The sequence below is a fragment of the Hyphomicrobium sp. DMF-1 genome (genome assembly GCF_027886585.1).
Classification (GTDB): domain Bacteria; phylum Pseudomonadota; class Alphaproteobacteria; order Rhizobiales; family Hyphomicrobiaceae; genus Hyphomicrobium_C; species Hyphomicrobium_C zavarzinii.
Map to the genome: position 1 here is coordinate 3,611,211 of NZ_CP115706.1, position 17,284 is coordinate 3,628,494.

At 61.0% G+C, this 17,284-nt stretch carries 11 protein-coding genes, 1 pseudogene and 1 riboswitch; of the genes and pseudogenes, 5 read left to right on the plus strand and 7 right to left on the minus strand.

The features are described 5' to 3' along the window. Positions 1-98 precede the first annotated feature (98 nt). Positions 99-572 carry a DUF4384 domain-containing protein gene (locus PE058_RS16560; RefSeq protein WP_271028904.1) on the minus strand — a complete coding sequence of 158 codons (474 nt, stop codon included), beginning with the start codon at positions 570-572 and terminating at the stop codon, positions 99-101. Between the two features lie 564 nt (positions 573-1,136). Beyond that, the gene (locus PE058_RS16565) at positions 1,137-5,084 is read right to left on the minus strand and encodes a caspase family protein (protein ID WP_271028905.1); all 3,948 of its coding nucleotides are present in this window, start codon (positions 5,082-5,084) and stop codon (positions 1,137-1,139) included. 666 nt (positions 5,085-5,750) lie between these two features. Here PE058_RS16565 and PE058_RS16570 point away from each other — a divergent pair. Next, positions 5,751-7,139 (plus strand): NADase-type glycan-binding domain-containing protein, encoded by a 1,389-nt coding sequence (locus PE058_RS16570; protein WP_051113774.1) that lies wholly within the window; start codon positions 5,751-5,753, stop codon positions 7,137-7,139. A gap of 37 nt (positions 7,140-7,176) precedes the next feature. Next, the gene (locus PE058_RS16575; RefSeq protein WP_271028906.1) at positions 7,177-8,040 is read left to right on the plus strand and encodes a M15 family metallopeptidase; all 864 of its coding nucleotides are present in this window, start codon (positions 7,177-7,179) and stop codon (positions 8,038-8,040) included. A 15-nt stretch (positions 8,041-8,055) separates the two neighbouring features. Here PE058_RS16575 and PE058_RS16580 read toward each other — a convergent pair whose 3' ends face one another. The 4 genes and pseudogenes from PE058_RS16580 to PE058_RS16595 form a co-directional block, all read right to left on the minus strand. Continuing rightward, the gene (locus tag PE058_RS16580; protein ID WP_271028907.1) at positions 8,056-8,604 is read right to left on the minus strand and encodes a hypothetical protein; all 549 of its coding nucleotides are present in this window, start codon (positions 8,602-8,604) and stop codon (positions 8,056-8,058) included. Positions 8,605-8,726: 122 nt separating this feature from the next. Beyond that, on the minus strand, positions 8,727-9,236 hold the full coding sequence (locus PE058_RS16585; protein WP_245257641.1) for a hypothetical protein: 510 nt from the start codon (positions 9,234-9,236) through the stop codon (positions 8,727-8,729). A gap of 301 nt (positions 9,237-9,537) precedes the next feature. After that, entirely contained in the window at positions 9,538-11,322 is a 1,785-nt protein-coding gene (locus tag PE058_RS16590) for a PQQ-dependent dehydrogenase, methanol/ethanol family (RefSeq protein WP_271030624.1), read from the minus strand. A gap of 153 nt (positions 11,323-11,475) precedes the next feature. Beyond that, a pseudogene (locus PE058_RS16595) lies at positions 11,476-12,357 on the minus strand (caspase family protein); the annotation flags it as partial. Between the two features lie 177 nt (positions 12,358-12,534). Further along, positions 12,535-12,760: riboswitch (cobalamin riboswitch) on the plus strand. Positions 12,761-13,016: 256 nt separating this feature from the next. Between PE058_RS16595 and PE058_RS16600 the strand changes: the two are divergent. From PE058_RS16600 to PE058_RS16610, 3 genes are all read left to right on the plus strand, one after another. Further along, entirely contained in the window at positions 13,017-14,912 is a 1,896-nt protein-coding gene (locus tag PE058_RS16600; RefSeq protein WP_271028908.1) for a TonB-dependent receptor plug domain-containing protein, read from the plus strand. 93 nt (positions 14,913-15,005) lie between these two features. Beyond that, positions 15,006-15,632 (plus strand): DUF7676 family protein, encoded by a 627-nt coding sequence (locus PE058_RS16605; RefSeq protein ID WP_271028909.1) that lies wholly within the window; start codon positions 15,006-15,008, stop codon positions 15,630-15,632. A gap of 68 nt (positions 15,633-15,700) precedes the next feature. Beyond that, the gene (locus PE058_RS16610; protein ID WP_020085385.1) at positions 15,701-16,246 is read left to right on the plus strand and encodes a hypothetical protein; all 546 of its coding nucleotides are present in this window, start codon (positions 15,701-15,703) and stop codon (positions 16,244-16,246) included. 251 nt (positions 16,247-16,497) lie between these two features. On the opposite strand, the gene PE058_RS16615 is transcribed toward PE058_RS16610, so the two are convergent. Continuing rightward, positions 16,498-17,253, minus strand: coding sequence for a hypothetical protein (locus PE058_RS16615; protein WP_271028910.1), 756 nt, complete (start codon positions 17,251-17,253; stop codon positions 16,498-16,500). Positions 17,254-17,284 lie beyond the last annotated feature (31 nt).

A 17,284-nucleotide genomic window follows, 5' to 3' on the forward strand; every position in this document is an offset into this window, starting at 1 on the left:
GCGCGGCAAACAAGCTGAGAAGAACGCCCCACCAGAGAAATGAATAAAACATGCCACCGATCCCGAACATGTCTCAGACGTCTGATAGTATGCTAGCTTTACTCGCGTACCGTCACAACCGTGCGCGCCCATACCCACGGATTTTTGCTATCGGCAGTTAAGATCGTCGCGAGTTCGTCCTCGAATTCCCGCACATCCAGGTCAAGTTCCGTGGGAGAGGACGTCATTCTCCGACCGATGAAGCCATCAACCTGGAACCGCGTCAGCACCGCTACGATTTCGTCGTCCCCGAACGGCGCGATCGCACGGATCTTGATCGACGGGTCCATCGGATATTGAAGCTTCCGGCCCGCACGGATGGGAACGTTTTCCATCCAGAGCTGCATCCGGCCGGACGCGTTCCTGACGTAGAGGTGCACGAAGCCGGTTTTGTTGCTCTCGATCCTGAAACGAGCTGTCTCACCCTCCTCCATCCGCCTCCCGTTGAGCGCCGACACGCTGATCCTGGCGCCGTGCTCCGCGCTCGCCACAGCAAGGTCGCGGAGAGACGCGGCCTGAGCGGCAGGCGCCAACAGGGTTGCCGCGAAAATGAAAGAGGTCACGATAGAGAGAGGAAATCTGATCCGGGCCATGGGCCGCTCCTTCCGCTGTTCGCCTCGATGGATCGAGGTCGCCCGTCCCCACCATGGCTGACGGAGCGGTTTGGCAAAATGGCCCGAGCGGCTTGCCCCCTTCCCATCCGATTGGAAGCCCCCCAGCGACCGGGAGAGAGCGGATGGATCGGACTAGCGCGATTGCGGATGAAGATTGCGCATCTGTTCTTGGACACAGAGACTATGGCGGGGGCGCGGCCGGGTTCGGATCCGGGCCGACCGGGGTCGCCAGTGGCTCCGTGCAGGTCCACGGCCCCACGCTGCAAGCGATCCCGGGACATGAGCATCCGGCGATTTCGCCCCGCGGGGTGAGCTTGCAGACCCGGCATCCGTCGCTCACGGAAAGGCATTGGGCCGGCATCTCCAAAGGAGGAGAGGTCTCTCCCGCCGGCTCTGCACCCACAAACCCCAGGGCATGGCCGAGCCCCACACTCGCAAGCAGAAGACCGCGAGACACGGCCATCGCTGCTCTCGTCAATCTTTTTACTGCAGCTTCTGGGCCTTGGCCTCCTCGACATAACCGATTGCCTTGCCATCGCGTGCAATCAGCGACCACCCGTTCTCGGTTTTGATTACCGCAAAGGTCATGCCGGGCTTCAGCTCCAGAACCGCCTCACCCGCCGGACCAGCATCCTTGAAGACCTGAACCGCTTCCAAGGCTACGTGTGTCGGCTTTTCGGGAATGGCAGGAAGAGCGGGTCCGGCCCCGCTCTCGGCAACCAGCCCGTCCACTTTGCGGGCAAGCGCGAAATCGGATCCCTGAATGCTCATCTGCGGCAGCTGGCGCAACCCGAACGCCTTCTCCGTAATCTCGGGCACGGCCGTGTCGACGAAGCCCGCAAGCTCCGTGACCTCGATGAGGCCGTTCCCATTGCTGTCGGCGCGGGCCAAGCCGTCCAGCAGGGCGTAGGTGAACACGCCGTGCCCTCGGTATCCTTCGAGCGCGGGCCGGTCCGAGGTCGCCGCTGTCAGAACCGTGCGCCCCGTGGCCTGGATAAGACGGCCGACTGCCGCCTGTTGCTCGAGACCCGAGCGCATGGCGATCTGCTGGGCATTCGCGCCGGTCAGAGTTCCGCTTTCGCAGGTGTCGTAGATGAGGATGCTCTTGCGGGCCGGAATCTTCGCAAACCACGCTTGCCACTTGTCCTGCCCGATGCCCAATTCCGCAATTGACGCTTCTGTCTGGTACCGGAAGTCTCGCGGCAGGTAGTAGTAGCGCCCATCCACCGTCTTGCCATGGCCCGCTGCGAAGAACACGAGCACGTCGCGCGGCCGCACCTTCTTCGACAGCTCCGAGAAGGCCCGCTCAAGTCCCTCCGACGTCACATCGCTGTCGGTCAGGGTCGTCACGTCTATGCTGTTGTAGTGTCCGGCTCCGGCACGCTGCAAGGCCGCGGAGAACTTGGTCGCGTCCGGCACCGCGTAGGTCAGCCGCAATCGGCCGTCGTAGTAGTCGTTGATGCCGACGGCCAGCACGTAGAGAGTCGGCGGCGTCTTCACAGCACTCTCGGGAAGAGACAGCCGGATCGACACAGGTTCGGACGCAATGAGGTTGGCGGCGTTGTAGGCAACGAGCTCGATGGTGTTCTCGCCAGGCTCGAGAGACAAGGCTTGCGCCGCCTTGATGCTCCTGCCGGCAGACGCTGACGTCGTGGCCTCCTCGGCGCGCGCGAGTCCCCGCTGCCCCTCCACCTCGCCTTGCGTGACGCCGTTGATACGCCATTCGATACGCCCGACGCCGCCGCCTTGGTCGGTGATCTCGCCTTCAACCGTCATCCGCTCGCTCTCGACGGATCCCGACGCAGCGGGGGATACGATCGATACCTTCGGCGCAGCCCCCGAGGCGACCAGTTGGCCAAGATCCAATTTCACGGCCGCGGCACGGACCAGCCCCTGGGGATCGCCCGCAAGCTTCTCTTGCACCAGGTCCGGGCGATAGAGGAACTGATAGAGCTGATCGATGGTCGAGATTTGCATCGGTCCCGTGCGGAGATAGATGAGCTGACCTGCTTTCGGAGACCCGTTGAAAAAGCCCTCCGGCGTCATGGTCAGCCACTCGCCGTCCCCAAGCAGGACGCTGGTAGCGAGCAACTCTCCCGTCGCGCTATCCCACGTCTGCACCATGCCCTCGTCGCTGCCGCCATAAATCCGGCTGCCGTCATGAGACACGTCGATTGACGAGAGCCCGCCCTGAGTGGTCTTCATCCGGTGCAAGAGCTTGCCCGAGGGGAGTTCGTAAACGAGGATCTCCGACAGCCCGTTGACGCCAAAAAAGCGCGTGCCCTTGCGATCGATGGTGCCGACGCGGATCGTCTCCACCTCCAGCACCCGCTCGGGATGGGAGAAGCCGTAGCTGTAGTCGAGAAGAAAGGTCTTTCTGGGCGAGAACCCTGTATCGGACGCATCCAGAAGGGCATAGATCCGGCTCGTCTCAGGAGGCACGAAGAGCTGCTGAACCCGCGAGAAACCCCGTTCGGCATGGGTGGCGACACGGCGGTCCTCAGCGGTCTTCACGCCAACCTCAGGCATGAACCGTTGGAACTTCTGCAGTGTCTCATAGGTCTGAATGCGCTGACCGGAATCGACGCTCCACATCCCAAATCGCCATTCGCTACGCGCAGCGAAGAGGCGGGCACCATCCGGAGAGAACGCCATCTGCCCGGTGTTCGACCGGCTGGAAAGCGCCACAACGCGCGTTTGGTTCTGGCCCCAGGTCTGCTCCGTCGTAAGCTTGTCGAAGGCGATCGTCCGCTCGGCTCCGCCGCTCTCGGCATTGTAGAAGACGATCTCAGACCGGTTCTTGCGCGCCGTGCCGGGAGACCCTTCCGGCTCAACCATGCCATTTCCTCGGCTCACCGCGATGAGACGCTTGTCGGGCGAAATCGCAACGCCAAGCATTTTATCGTAGGCCTCGGTCGGCCGCCCGGCGATCGTCGACAGGCGTGAGGGCTCCGCCCCGGTCAGGCTCCATCGCACGACGTCGCCAGAGCCCAGCCCTGTGATGAGCATCTCGCCATCGCCTGAGCAGACGGCGGAGCTGACACTGAGATCGCTGCCGGATGCATCAGGGCTGCCAAGGGGCTGGCCATCCATCCTGAGCTGCGCCGCCAGCGTGCCCTTCTGGAAGTCCCACACACCCAATTTCTGCGAATAGCGATCGTATTGGATCGTCGAGAAGCCAGGCCCACAGGGAAGCACGTTGTCGATCTTCAATCGCGGATCGACACGGTTCTTCCAACTGGTTTTCTCCTTGAGGCTTCCGATCCGTACCATCCCCTCGCTGCCGGCGAGGATGGATCGGCCCGCATCGGAGCCACCGGCCATTTCAACGTTACCCGATGCGAAGCCGGTTTCCGACAAGGGATAGTCCGGCTCGAAACTCCCGGTGCCGGGGTCCAGCATTCCGATCTGCGAAATTCCCTTCTGGTCCACGATCACCGCATAGTTCTTCGTCAAAGCCGGATTGAAAAGCAGTCCGTTCAAATAGCCCGGAAGCGCGATGGACCTGAACTTGCCGGAGGATAGCTCAAGCTCTCCCATCGAGTTCTTGTAGTGTGACCAGACGACAAGCTTGGTCGCATCGCTGTTGAACGCGAACCGCGCGCCATCGAATTCTTTCGGCAGCTTCACCGTCTTGGCTTGCTTACGAGATACGAGATCCCAGATCACGATGCGGAGATCGTCGTCACGAACCGATGCCGCCAAGCGGCCGTCCATCGACACCGCGAGGCCCTCGATGTCGTTCCCGAACATGTTCGCAGCGGGAGGATGGCGTCCGAGCTTGGATACCTCCGCGTTCTTCTTCCAGTCGAACACGAACACCTGTCCGACCTGGTCGGCGACAATCAACTCGTCACTGTTGGGGCGCACCTCGATTTTTGTGATGTTGCGATCGAGCGTGTCGATCTTTCCCTCGATCACGACACGATGCGTCATCGCCCCGGTTGCAAGATCCAGGATCCGGATAGACGGGCCCGATGTGCCGATCGCCAGACTTTTGGAATCCGGCAGAAACGCCGCTGCCTTCATGCAGCAACCAAATTCAATGTCGCGGACCGCAAGGCCGGTTTCGAGATTCCAAATCTTGATCAACCGGTCTGCAAAACTCGCCGCCCACTTCCCATCGGGCGAGGCCACGACCTCCAGGAAGGAATCTTTTGGATGGCTGCGCGGAACGACGACACGCGCTTTCTTTCGATCCTCGGCGACCTGTTCTGCGTGCTGCCTCAAGAGATCGGCGACTGTGGCGACTTGGAGATTGTTGAAGAGACCATTCTTGTCCAGCCGGTTCTCCTCCGCGAAGAACCAGATCTGATACCGGGTCTGAACGTCCATAAGCCCCGTGTCGGGCGTATCCACATAGCCAAGACCCCGGAGCTGCCGCTGCAGAGCCCGCACCTCTTCGGAGGGAGACGCCGCCGGCTCGGCCAAGCTGTGAGAAGCCGCCAGAGTCGAGAAGAAAACCGCCGCCAGTAAAATGAACCAATGCCGAGGTGCACTCTGCCGTTTCATCATTTGCCTCGCCCCTATGCCCTTGGCATTGCCGAGATAACACGTGCGGTTTATCCGTGCCCGGCAAAGCGTGACGGACCCGTCTCTCAAAAGATTTCAAACAAGCCGCCGCTACTCTGACGGCCGAAGAAGAGTGCAGTTAGTTACATCTCACCGCGTCTCTGAATTGCGTCTCTCAAATCATCAAATAATCGTCCGCCCGCTTTTCTCTCCAAGCAGAGCCGGCCGTCGTGCCGTGCAGGTCCTGCCGGAAAACGACCCGGCAAACGGGACGGCATCTAGACATCCTCCAAAGCAAAGAGACCGTCCAGAGGAAGGGCTCCCAGGCTTTGGGAAGCCCCTTAGCGGCCACCACCTCGCCGAAACAACGCCGCTCAGGAGGACGTCCAAAACAACTGGCGTTTTCGCATGATAATCACTTTGACGGGCTTGCGCACGAGGTCGTCTGCAGACATACTATTCTTTCAGAATCCCCGGTCGTGGGAGGAGTGAATGCACAGACGGATCTGCGCTGTGTTTTCATTGCTATGCGCTTGTGCATTCGCAGGCGCGCCTGTTTCCGCCGGAACGGGGAAACGGGTGGCGTTGGTTATTGGGAACTCGGCCTACAAAATCGCGCCGCTGGCAAACCCGGTGAATGATGCGCGCGCCGTAGCGTCTGCGCTGCAAGACATAAAATTCGACGAGGTCATTCTCAGACAGGACCTTACGGGAGACGGCATGCGCGCAACGTTGCGCGAGATAGGGCGTGCCGCCGTCGGCGCCGATATCGTTGTCGTGTTTTTTGCCGGCCACGGGCTGGAGTTGCATGGACGCAATTATCTGATTCCAGTCGACGCAAACCCCGAACGCGCAAGCGACGTCGAGCTCGAAGCCATCAATCTCGATACGGTGCTCCAGCAGCTCGAGGGTGCAACGCGGCTCAAGCTGGTCATTCTCGACGCCTGCCGCAACAATCCGTTCCGTCCGGCGGGAGGAAAGCGAAGCGTCGAGCGGGGCCTCGCCCGCGTCGAGCCGGATGACAATACGCTCGTTGCTTATGCCGCCAAGGAAGGCACCACCGCCGATGACGGCACGGGCCAAAGGAACAGTCCGTTCACCGCAGCGCTGCTCAAGCACATCGCGACGCCGGACATCGACATTCGCTTGATGCTCGGCCGTATTCGCGACGACGTCATCTCGGCGACTTCCGATACTCAGCGCCCCCACATCTACGGCACCCTCGGCGGATCGGCGATCTCTCTCTCCATGAGCGAAGGCGGTACACACGCCTCCCTTGCTCCCTCTCAGGACGTCCTCAATAGGCTAGAGGCGTCGGAAGCGGAAAAACGTCGCCTTGAGCGTCAATTGGCCGACGAAGCAAGAAGACGCGGCGATGCCGAGCGCCTTGCAGCAGAAGCCGCCAAGGTCGAGACAATGCGAGCGGAGATCGAAGCCCTCAAGCGTCAGCGAGAAACGCGGGAGCAGCAGGCGATGCTGGCCCCGCCCGCCCCCGCCTCGCCGTCCGCGGAGAGGCCACGCTCCGCGAAGGAACGCTGCCACAGCCAGGGAGACTTCACGCTGTGTGCAAGCTCAGTTCGGAGCCCCGAATACGGAAACTCCTACCTTCCGGTGAATATGCTGGACGGTAACGATAGGACCGCCTGGGTGGAGGGCGTGCGCGGAGACGGCACGGGGCAATGGGTGGTGTTCGATTTCCAGAGCCGGCGCAAGATCCGTCAGGTGCTGATCAAGAACGGCTACGGCAAGAACAGCGACATCTTCCACAAGAACGGCCGCGTCCAATCCGGCGAGCTCGTATTCTCGAACGGACAACGCATCCCGTTCCGGCTCGATGATCATGCCGAACAGCAGGTGATCGATGTTGCATCCAGCGGAGACGCCGCATGGATGCAGCTTAAGGTAACCTCCGTCTATGCGGGCTGGAAATACCAGGACCTCGCGATCAACGAGATCAGGCTGATTGGCAACTAAATCCCGTCATAATCCGCTCCGAGGAGAAGCAAGGATCATGCAGCGGCTCGTGCTCGCTCTCGGCGCCGCCATCGTCCTCGGCCACGCTGGCGACGTAGCCGCGGACGCGCGAGACCTCCCTTCTCCCCTCGTTTACCTCGGCAAGATCGATGCGTCGATCGAGCAGGATATGCGCTATGCAGGCCCGCGCAACTTCACCGGCGCGCGGGTCCCGGGCTATGAGGCGCCCGAATGCATTCTCACGCGTGGCGCGGCCGCGGCTCTGAAACGCGTGCAGGCCGCGCTTGCAGCGCAGAAATATGCCTTGAGAGTCTACGACTGCTATCGGCCGGTGGAAGCCGTCAAATCATTCGTTCGCTGGGTGTCCGACGGGAAGAGCACGCCACTCACGAAGACATACATGCCCAAAGTCGCCAAGCGCTCGCTCATCGAGGCGGGATATATCGCCTCGCGCTCAATGCACTCGACCGGCCGCGCCGTCGATCTCACGATCGTGCCCTTCGCGCCCGCGCCGTCTCCGCCTCCATCCGAAGCACAACAGGAAACGAGCCTCGAGGCCTGCACGGCGGAGGTCTCCAAAAGAGGTTCCGACGGCAGCGTCGATATGGGAACGAGCTACGACTGCTTCGACAGCAAGAGCCACACCCACGCTTCGGGCCTGACCTCTCAGCAGAAGGCCGCGCGCGCCTTGCTCAAATCGGCCATGGAGGCTCAGGGCTTCTCGAACTATTCCCGTGAGTGGTGGCACTTCACGTTTCAGGGCGCGAGTTCCCGGTCTTTCGACATCCCCGTGCGTCGCCGGCCGGAAGCGTCCCCGTCGAGCGCAAAGGAGGAGCGCACCTCCGAGCCCCCGCAAATGGAAACATCAGAGCCAAGCCCGCCGGAGCGCGCTCATCCCTAACGCCAAAACGCGCTTTCAAGGGGCAGACTGTTCCTGCCGATCATGGGCTTCTTCGATCGCGTCCGAGAAGACGGCGGCAAGGTCCTTGGAAAGGGTAAAGCGTCTCGTCACCAGTTGATCGGGTTTCGCCAAGAGGTCCTGAAATTCGCCCGCCGCGATCGCCTCTCCCAGCGCGCGCGCGGTCGCGTAGGTGAGGCCTTCTCCCGGAAAGGCCACGGAGGAAACCGCAAACGTTCCGCTTTGGCTGTCATAGGACACGATCTCGATGTGAGTTCCGGCAGGAAGAGAAAGGCTTTGCTCGTCGGATGAGCCTTGCGCATTTGCCTGGGACTTCAACGTATCAGCCTGCCCCGCGCTTCCCGCCTGCATGATAATCTGCAGAAGATCGTGGGCCGCTTCAGGAGACGACCGAAGGTATCGATCGATGTCGGGATCCTGGCCCTTTCCCTCGGCCCCGCCGGCTTCTTCGTCAAGCTTCCCCAACCGCTCCAGAAACCCCTTCACCACCCAAGGATCGCTCTCCCGGGTCCGCCGCAGCGACTCGTTACGAGCAATGATCGCCAACTCGGCGTCCGTGAACTGCGGGCTAGCCCGCGCGATCACGTCCGCGAAGCCGGGAGCCGTCGCAAGAGGGCAACAAAGGAGAACAGACGACGCGAGCGTCAGCGGCAGGAGCGGCCACGTCTTCATTTAGAGTTCCTCGATCTAGCCTCACGAAGTGTCGATCCAAATACTCTCTCGAGATCCCCGGCGGATTTTACGATGAAGGTCCCGTAAGGCGATTTTCTCCGGACGAGGAAGCCGGCCTCGGCGCAGGCAACCACGGTCTTCCGGCACGTCTCGGGCGACATGACGACTCCGAGAAAGCGTGCGAGGTTTGATTGATCGATTGCCCCCGGCTCCTCCTGCCAGTTCTGCAAGAGCCTCGGCATCGTGTCGGAGGTGAACATCGCGTCGAGCAAGCGGTCGGACGTCAGCCCAAGCCGGCGCATCTTGCTCTTGTCCTTGGTCACGGCGACAACATAGGCGTTGTGCAATTCGGCAAGCCTCTGCAATTGGCCGACCGTGCGGATCTGCTGGCAATCCAGCAGATAGAAGAACTCGGCCATCTGCGAAGTCGGCTCCTGGCGCAAATGGACCAGAACCTTGTCGGACTGACTTGTGCTGGAGGTGCAGATGCGTTCAATCAACGACATCCGAAACCATCGGATCCGCTCGAGAAACGCGATGTCGGAAGCCGCGTCCGAGAACGCGAATGAGCTACTGTCGGCACTTTTAGCAGGGCCGCGGGGCACCCAGTCCTCCATAACCATTGACGAGTAAGGGTATCAACAGGCCGAAAGGGGGGCAACAATGTCTCCCACCCCTCGTCCGCGCCACAGAGCCGGTTCATGCCCGATGAAAACACGACGGCGTCCGGCCGAAGCCGCGCCCGCTCGTTGGATGCTTGTCTCTTCGCAGGAAATCCCGCGCGCCACCTCGCACCACGTTCTACGGTCAAGGCAGCGCAAACACCACGAGCGCACCCCCGAGGCTTGTGCGCCTCTGCAGATCCGCTGTCGCCCCGACCATCCCAAGGCCGTCGGTCGGATTCGTCAGCCCCGCGGCCATGCCGATCCCCACCCAGCCGCCAAGCCCCGACAGCACCGCCAGGTACTGCTTGCCTTTGTGCGCGTAGGTCATGACGTTGCCCACAATGCCGGACGGCGTCTTGTACTTGAAGAGCGCTTTCCCGTCCTTCTGGTCGAGGCATTTCAAGTATCCGTCAACGGTTCCGAAGCAAACGATGGAGCCGGCGGTTGCCAGCGCCCCGGACCACACCGGAAAATCCTCCGGGGCCTCCCAAACAGCGCGCCCCTGAGCCGCATCCCACGCGATGAAACTGCCACGCGTGGTCTGTCCCTGCGGAGGGAACATCGACAGCACCGCTCCCACGTACGGCTGGCCGGGCGTGTAGGTGACCCGAAACGGCTCATAGTCCATACACAGGGCATTGACTGGCACATAGAAGAGGCCAGTCAGCTTGGAATAGGCCGCAGGTCCCTGGTTCTTAGCGCCTGAGCTGGAAGGACAGATGTCCTTCGTATTGATATCGGAGCCGTTGAGAAACGGTGAGCGCGAGGCGACGACCACGGGACGCCCATAGTTGCGGCTCGCGCGATCCAGACTGACACCGCTGGTCCAGTTTGTCGCTTCGAGAAACTTGGCAGCGACGAGCGGCTCGCCGGTCGCGCGATCGAGCGTGTAGGCGATGCCGTTCTTGTCGAAATGAACAAGGACCTTGCGCTCCCGGCCCTCGACGTCGATGTCTGCAAGGATCATCTCGTTGACGCCGTCGTAGCTCCATTCGTCGAACGGCGTCATCTGATAGGCCCACGCGGCCGTGCCGGTAGTCGGATTGCGCGCGATGATCGACATCGTCCACTTCTGGTCGATCGCCTTGCCATCCGGTCCCGCCCTCTGCACGGCGTTCCACGTCGAGGGATTGGCGGTGCCGTAGTAGAGCAGGTCGAGGTCCGGATCATAGGAGAACCAGCCCCAGGCCGTGCCGCCGCCAATCTTCCATTGATCGCCGGTCCACGTCTTCAGCGAGGAGTCGCGCCCCACCGGCTTGCCCAGAGACATGGTCTTTTGCGGATCGAAAAGGATATCGCCGTCCGGCCCTGTCGCGTGTGCGCGCCACAGTCGTTTTCCCGTGTCGGCGGCGTAGGCGGTGATATGGCCACGCACGCCGAATTCGCTGCCAGATAGGCCGACGATCACCTTCCCGTTGATGACAATCGGCGCGTTGGTTCCCGTTTGTCCCCGTTTCGGGTCGCCATTGACCGCTTTCCAGAGCTCCTTGCCGGTTTTCGCATCGAGCGCGGTCAGCGTGGTGTCGCTTTGGTAGAGAAACAGCACGCCGTTTTCATATGCGACGCCCCGATTGACGGTGTCGCAGCACATGACCGGGATCGTGGAAGGATCCATGCGCGGCTGGTACACCCACTTCACCTCCCCCTCATCCATGTCCAACGCATAAACGTAGTTGGGGAAGGGAGTATGGACGTAGAGAGTGCCGTCAATGGCCAGAGGGTTTCCTTGATGACCCCGGAGCACACCGGTGGAAAAGCTCCAGACCTGACGCAGCGTGCTCACGTTGTTTGCATTGATCTGATCGAGCGAGCTGTAACGCAAGTTGGCGTAGTCGCCCGTCGGCATCGACCAATTCGCATCGGGATGATTGGCGGCTATCGGCGCGACGGACCGATCGTCCTTCGGCAGCGGCGCGGTCTCCAGCATTGCGGTCTTGGGCTGGGGTTTGCTCACGGCGGGCCGCTCTGGGCTCGGCGCCTGTGCTACAGGCGGGGTTACTGCCGGCGCAGCCGCCGCAGGTGGCGTAGCGCCCGCTCCACCGAGGTAAATCTCTCCTCCGCCTAGAGACCCGTACACATGCGGAATCTGCTGACCGTGCGTGAGCTCCATCACGTCATCGCGGACGCGTCCGAAAACCAGCCGGATCTCGGTGCTCGACGCAGAAAGGTGGCGCAACAAGGCCTTCGTATAAGGGCTGTGCTCAAGCCCGCTGCCGTCGTCCGCCGTCATCCCCTCCTTGGCGGCGTAGGCAACGAGCGTATTGCCGTCAGGTTCAACGCGCGCCAGGCCGCGCGGGATGCTTCTGCGCCCGCCGGCCATCGGAAACACGTTGTTCCGGCAGGCGTCGAGGATAACAAGTTTGAGCTTCCGAACGCCGTCGAGCTGATTGAGGACCGTGTCGAGGCTCACGGCCTCGAGATCGAGATCCGAGCTGCGATCAAGCCGGGCATCGACCGGGATCAAATAGTTCTTGCCGGAATACTCAGTGCCATGTCCGGCAAAATAGATGACCGCGACATCGGCCCCAACAGCAAGCCGCGAGATCTCTCCCAACGCACTTCTGATGCCCTGGATACCCACATCCTTTCTGAGAAGGACCTTATCGAATCCCAAGGATTCGAAGGTGCGGGCAATGGCTTCCGCATCTTTGATCGGATTGGCGAGTGGCCCCACCTTGTAGTTCGAATTCCCAATGACCAGCGCTATTCTCTGCGTCGCGTGCGCGCTGTGTCCAAGCGATAGAAAAACTGCAAAGGCCGCAACAAATGCGAATAGACGATGAGGCATGATGTATCCCCAATAGTCATATGCAAAAAGTATATTACATACCAATTTGTACTCTGATGATTTGCGGCCACACAAGGGTGTCCCAGAAGATCTGACAAATCTTCCCGTGTGATGACAAGGTGTGCCGAACCCACGGCATCGCTGAGCACGGCACACTCTCTCATCGCCGCGCATCGTTGAGCGTGCCTAGCCGAGTGCACTTCGCTCCTCGCTCCATTGCTGTGAACAAGCATCACCGAGTTCGCGCTCACCCTCGGTTTGGAAACCAGAGAAGCCACGTCGCGCGACCGGCGCGCCGCGGGTGTCACCACATCTTCGCGATGGGGGATTGACAACCGCCGCAAGTTACCGCGTCTTAGTACGCGTGACGGTTCCCGGAGTGCGCGCAAGCGAGCGACGGGTGAAAAGGGAACACGGTGAGGCGCGTCACTGCGCCGAAGCCGAGGCTGCTCCCGCAACTGTAAGCGGCAAGTCTACTCCTTTTATGCCACTGGAGATCCGCGTTGGATCACCGGGAAGGTCGGAGCGAGACGTTCGAGCCGTGAGCCAGGAGACCTGCCGGCACGAGTCGCCCATCCTCCGTGCGGGACGCTCGGTGGAACGGTTACCCGTAGTGGCGGCTGATGTGCAACCTTTTGGGAGCTACGTCAGGCATGCCTTGGGTCGAAACAACCCTCTGACAAAACAAAGTCTCGCGCTGCAACGCCGCGCGCCGCTGCATGCATGTGCGGCTGCGTGGGCATCGTGTGGGGCTGTTTGATTTTGTGGTGAGTCTGCACGGGCTCCCGTCCATCAATCGTGACGGGGGACTTGTGACGTATCGAATTTCTTTCGTGGCAGCGCGCGATTTCGGGACTGCCCGCAGGGCGGTGCTAGTGTCGTCGACCGTGCTGCTTGTCGCGTCGGCATTCGGCCATTCGGCGAAAGCTCAAGTTATGGAGCTTGAAGGCATAACCATCTACTCGGCCAACCGCACGCCGACGGACGCCTCGAAAGTCGGCTCCACCGTGGAGGTTCTCACGGAGAAGGATCTCGCGAAGCAATCGAGGACCTATCTCAAGGACTACCTCGAGACCTTGCCTGGCGTGAACTTTTCACAATTCGGACCGCCGGGCACGCAAGCCGGAATCAGCATCCGCGGGGCGAGCGGAAGGTACGTAAAGTTGCTCGTCGACGGGATGGATCTGAGCGACCCCTCGGGCGTCACCACCGAGACCGCCTTCGAGCATTTGCTTGTCGGCGATGTGTCACGTATCGAGCTGGTGAAGGGCTCGCAGAGCACGCTGTTCGGCGGCGACGCTGTTGCCGGTGTCATCAACATCGAGACCAAAAAAGCGACCAAGCCCGGCTTCTCCCAAGGGGGAGGCGTGGAATACGGCGCCTACAATACCTTTCGCGGCGCCTATACCGCTGGCTACGCCGCCAACGACGGCAGCAACATTTCGGTCACCGCCCAAGGCGTCGACACGGACGGTTTCTCCGCAGCCGCGGTTGGCACCGAGGATGACGGCTACAGAAACCTGACATTCTCGGGACGAGGCGAATACTATCTCACCCCGTCTGCGAAGGTCTTCTTCAGCGCCCGCACGCTCGACGCCGATCTCGATATCGACGGCGGATTTCCGTTTAACGACAATGCCGATACCGTCGATGTCGTACAGCATGCCGGACGGGTGGGCGCCGAGGTCTCGTTTCTCGACGGGGCATTCCGGAACACCGTCGCGCTGCAAGGGATGCGGAACGAGCGCGAGTATTTCGGCAGCTCGGCCGGGAGCTACGTCGGCGAGCGCGTCAAGGCCGAATACCAAGGTGTTGTGACACTCAACGAGCGCTTGTCTTTGCTGGGCGGCGTCGATTGGGAAAAGACGACGGCGGACTCCTACTCCGTCAACGGCCAATCGGCAGATTGGACAGGCTACTTTGCGCAGCTCATGATCGAGCCAATTGACGGCTTGGTGCTGACGGGCGGCGGCCGTCTCGATAGCCACAGCAATTTCGGCGACTTCAAAACACACCGGCTGACGGGCGCCTATCTCTTTCCGGGAAGCGCTACGAAGATCCGGGGAAGCTATGGGACCGGCTTCCGCGTGCCGTCCCTGGACGAGCTGTTCGGGGAATTCCCGCTCTATCCATCCTATTCGGAGTACGGGAACCCTAATCTCGAGCCGGAGACCAGCAAGACCTGGGACGCCGGCATCGACCAGGGTTTCCTGGACGGCAGGGTGCAACTGGGCGCGACGTATTTCGAGCTCGATACCGACAACCTCATCACCACCGAGTACAACCCCGGAACGGGCAAATACAAATACACCAACATCCCCGGCGTGACGCGACGCAACGGCGTTGAGCTGACCTCGGCTGTGATGATCGTGCCCGGCGTCACCGTGTCGGCGAGCTACACCTATGTCGACACCGAGACCGCGTCGGGTGCCCGGCTCAACCACGTTCCCAAGAACAACGTGGTACTCGGAGTTGACCTCGTGCCCATGGAGAAGGTGGCCCTCAACGTCACCGCAAAGGGCGTGACCGATACGCTCGGTAGCGGCGGCGTCGAACTCGACGACTACGTGTTGGTGAGCGCGAAAGCCTCTTACGAGTTGCTTCCCGGTGTCGAAGCCTACGTACGCGGCGAAAACCTGCTCAACGAGGACTATCAAACCTACGTCGGATACGGCACCGCTGGGCTCTCGGTCTACGGCGGCCTCAAGATGCCGTTGCCTGGCAACTGACCCGGACGCCGGATGGACTCTGAAGATAGAAACGAGCGGCCATTTCGGGTCCGCTCGTTTCACCACAAAGCAGAACGATTGGGAGAGCCACTCATGGAAATGCCCCGAAGTTTCGAGACCTGGAACATCAATCCCGAGCCGACTCTCATCAAAGCCCCAAGCTGCGGCGGCGTCGCGTCTCGTCAGGAGTGGGCACTTCCCGCAACGCAGGACTTCCTGGTCGCGTTTCTCACGGACATCTTCGAAAACCACTGGGATGGCCTGAGATATGGGCCCCTTATTCAGGGCGCGGCTTACGAGATCATGTGCGTAACGCCACCGAGCCGGATCACCGTGCATGACGGCTATCTCACTATTTTCTTCAGCAAGGGCGGCCATTTCCACCTCTGCGTTGGCGAGACGATGGGCCCCTCCTTCGCTCCGACCTCGCCCGAGGTTCGTGCGCATCGCAAGCCGTCACGCGCCGTGATGTATCGCGGAATGATGGGCGATGGTTCGCCCGTCACATGGGGTTTCGAGATGTGGAACGGCAAGGATGAGCCGATGATCTCGATCTTCTTCCCGAACCCTTTCGTCACGGACGAGGACACCGCTGAGGAAGAGCCTGTTTGGGATCGTCTCAAGGCATGGCGCGCGATCTCCAAGAAGTGGCTCGGCCGCGAGCCTGAAGCCTTGGACGAAAAAGCCCGCGGTTTTGCCGCGAAACCGAAAATGGACTGAGCGCGGAACCGAAGCTGCTTTTGGTCGTGCGGATACCCCCTAACATTTCCATTGAGGAGAACCTGGATATGAACGCAAACGCCTCTACCTCCCTCCGGACACCGGCTCCGATGCTCTGGATGGCTCTCATCTGCGCATTGGGCCTCGGAGGCACGCTTGCATTTTCTTGCGGCGCCCCGTTTGTGGCAGTCGCCGCGCTTGCCGCCGTCGGCCTGAACCGGATGGAAGGCCTGCTCACCGTCTTGGTGGCATGGCTTCTCAATCAACTGGTTGGGTTCGCGATCCTCGGATATCCCATGGAAGGGATGTCACTCGTCTGGTCCACCTTGATCGGCGCAGCGATGGTGGCGGGGTTCTTCGCCGCGCGGCTATCGGTGCGCCTCGCCTCACCGTCAGGTTCGGCCGCACTCGCGTTTGCCACGGCCTTCATCGTTTTCCAGGGAGCCATCTTTGCCGCGGCTCTCGTTCTCGGCGGAGCCGAAGCCTATACGTTCGAGACCGTCGGCTGGGTTCTCGCGCTCAATGGTCTGGCCTACGCCGGCCTTCTTGCCCTGCACTTCGTACTGAAGGCATTTGTCGAACGTTCATCGTCTCTGACAGTCCCCGCGGCCTAAGCGCCTGTCAGCCTATAGCGCCGCTACCAGCAGGAGGGAGCGTCGGCTCCCTCCTCCATCAATCAAAGGCTCGTTGCAAGATACACCGCCCAGCCGCGATCAGCGGGATGGGTTGCCGTCGCGACTGGGCCGCGTCGGCCGAGTGCTCATAAACTCAGCGTCCGCGCTCGCGTTACGCTAGCAAGCCGCGAACTGGATCACGAGGCGATGCGCAATCATCATGTGAAGCACTCCTGGTGCGCGAGGGTTGCTCAATCGCCCGTAGATTTGACGGTGCGGGTGCCGTACCGCTGCTTCAGCAAAGCGAGCGCAGCTTCTCGATCGTACTTTCCGCTGCGCAAAATGTAGTAATGTTGGGAAACTGCGCCGAAGCCCTCGGTCTGCCCGATTTCGCCAGCGACCGAGGAAATATCCTCCAGTATGTTCGCCGCGCTTTCCTGCACATTGAGCTTTGCCAGCATCTGCTCGAGCTGAACGGCGCGATTGGCAATCATTCGCTCGCTTTCCCGGTAGATGTTATGCGCCGCCGTGAGATGCTTTTGTACGCGCTGCATCTCCTCGTCAGAGGCCGACCGTTCCTTCGGATGCCGCCAATCCAAAACCCACTGCGCAGGTTTGATTGAGCTGTGGATCTCCAGCCATTGCCGGTCGAGGCCCGATCTCGATTGCGGCGTTTTCGCTGGCTTACCTTGAACCGCCGGTTCGTCACTGCAGGCGCTCAGAAGAGGCGCGAACACAATGACAATGAACACGCCCCGCTTTGAGAGCGACGAGTTTCTTTTGCAATTCAATGAGGCACGCCAGCTTGGCATCTCTGTACTCCCCTTGCAGTCTCCCGCAAACGTCGACGCGGCGGTGTTGGATTTGATCTGCGGGCTGGAAAATGGAGCAATAATTCCATGGAATATTTCCCGCCCTCGACTGATCCCAGATTTGCTGGAAAATGAAATCCAATCCGGAGATCCGAGCCGCTCGCGGCTTCGTTCTACGAAGCGACCTTTGTTCATCTCAACACGGCTGGCTTGCTCAGTGAGAACG

Excerpts from the sequence above, each read along its gene's own strand:
- PE058_RS16610 (WP_020085385.1), top strand. The coding sequence starts at position 15,701 with ATGAACGCAAACGCCTCTACCTCCCTCCGGACACCGGCTCCGATGCTC.
- PE058_RS16615 (WP_271028910.1), bottom strand. The coding sequence starts at position 17,253 with ATGAACAAAGGTCGCTTCGTAGAACGAAGCCGCGAGCGGCTCGGATCT.
- PE058_RS16575 (WP_271028906.1), top strand. The coding sequence starts at position 7,177 with ATGCAGCGGCTCGTGCTCGCTCTCGGCGCCGCCATCGTCCTCGGCCAC.
- PE058_RS16585 (WP_245257641.1), bottom strand. The coding sequence starts at position 9,236 with ATGTCGTTGATTGAACGCATCTGCACCTCCAGCACAAGTCAGTCCGAC.
- PE058_RS16605 (WP_271028909.1), top strand. The coding sequence starts at position 15,006 with ATGGAAATGCCCCGAAGTTTCGAGACCTGGAACATCAATCCCGAGCCG.
- PE058_RS16590 (WP_271030624.1), bottom strand. The coding sequence starts at position 11,322 with ATGCTGGAGACCGCGCCGCTGCCGAAGGACGATCGGTCCGTCGCGCCG.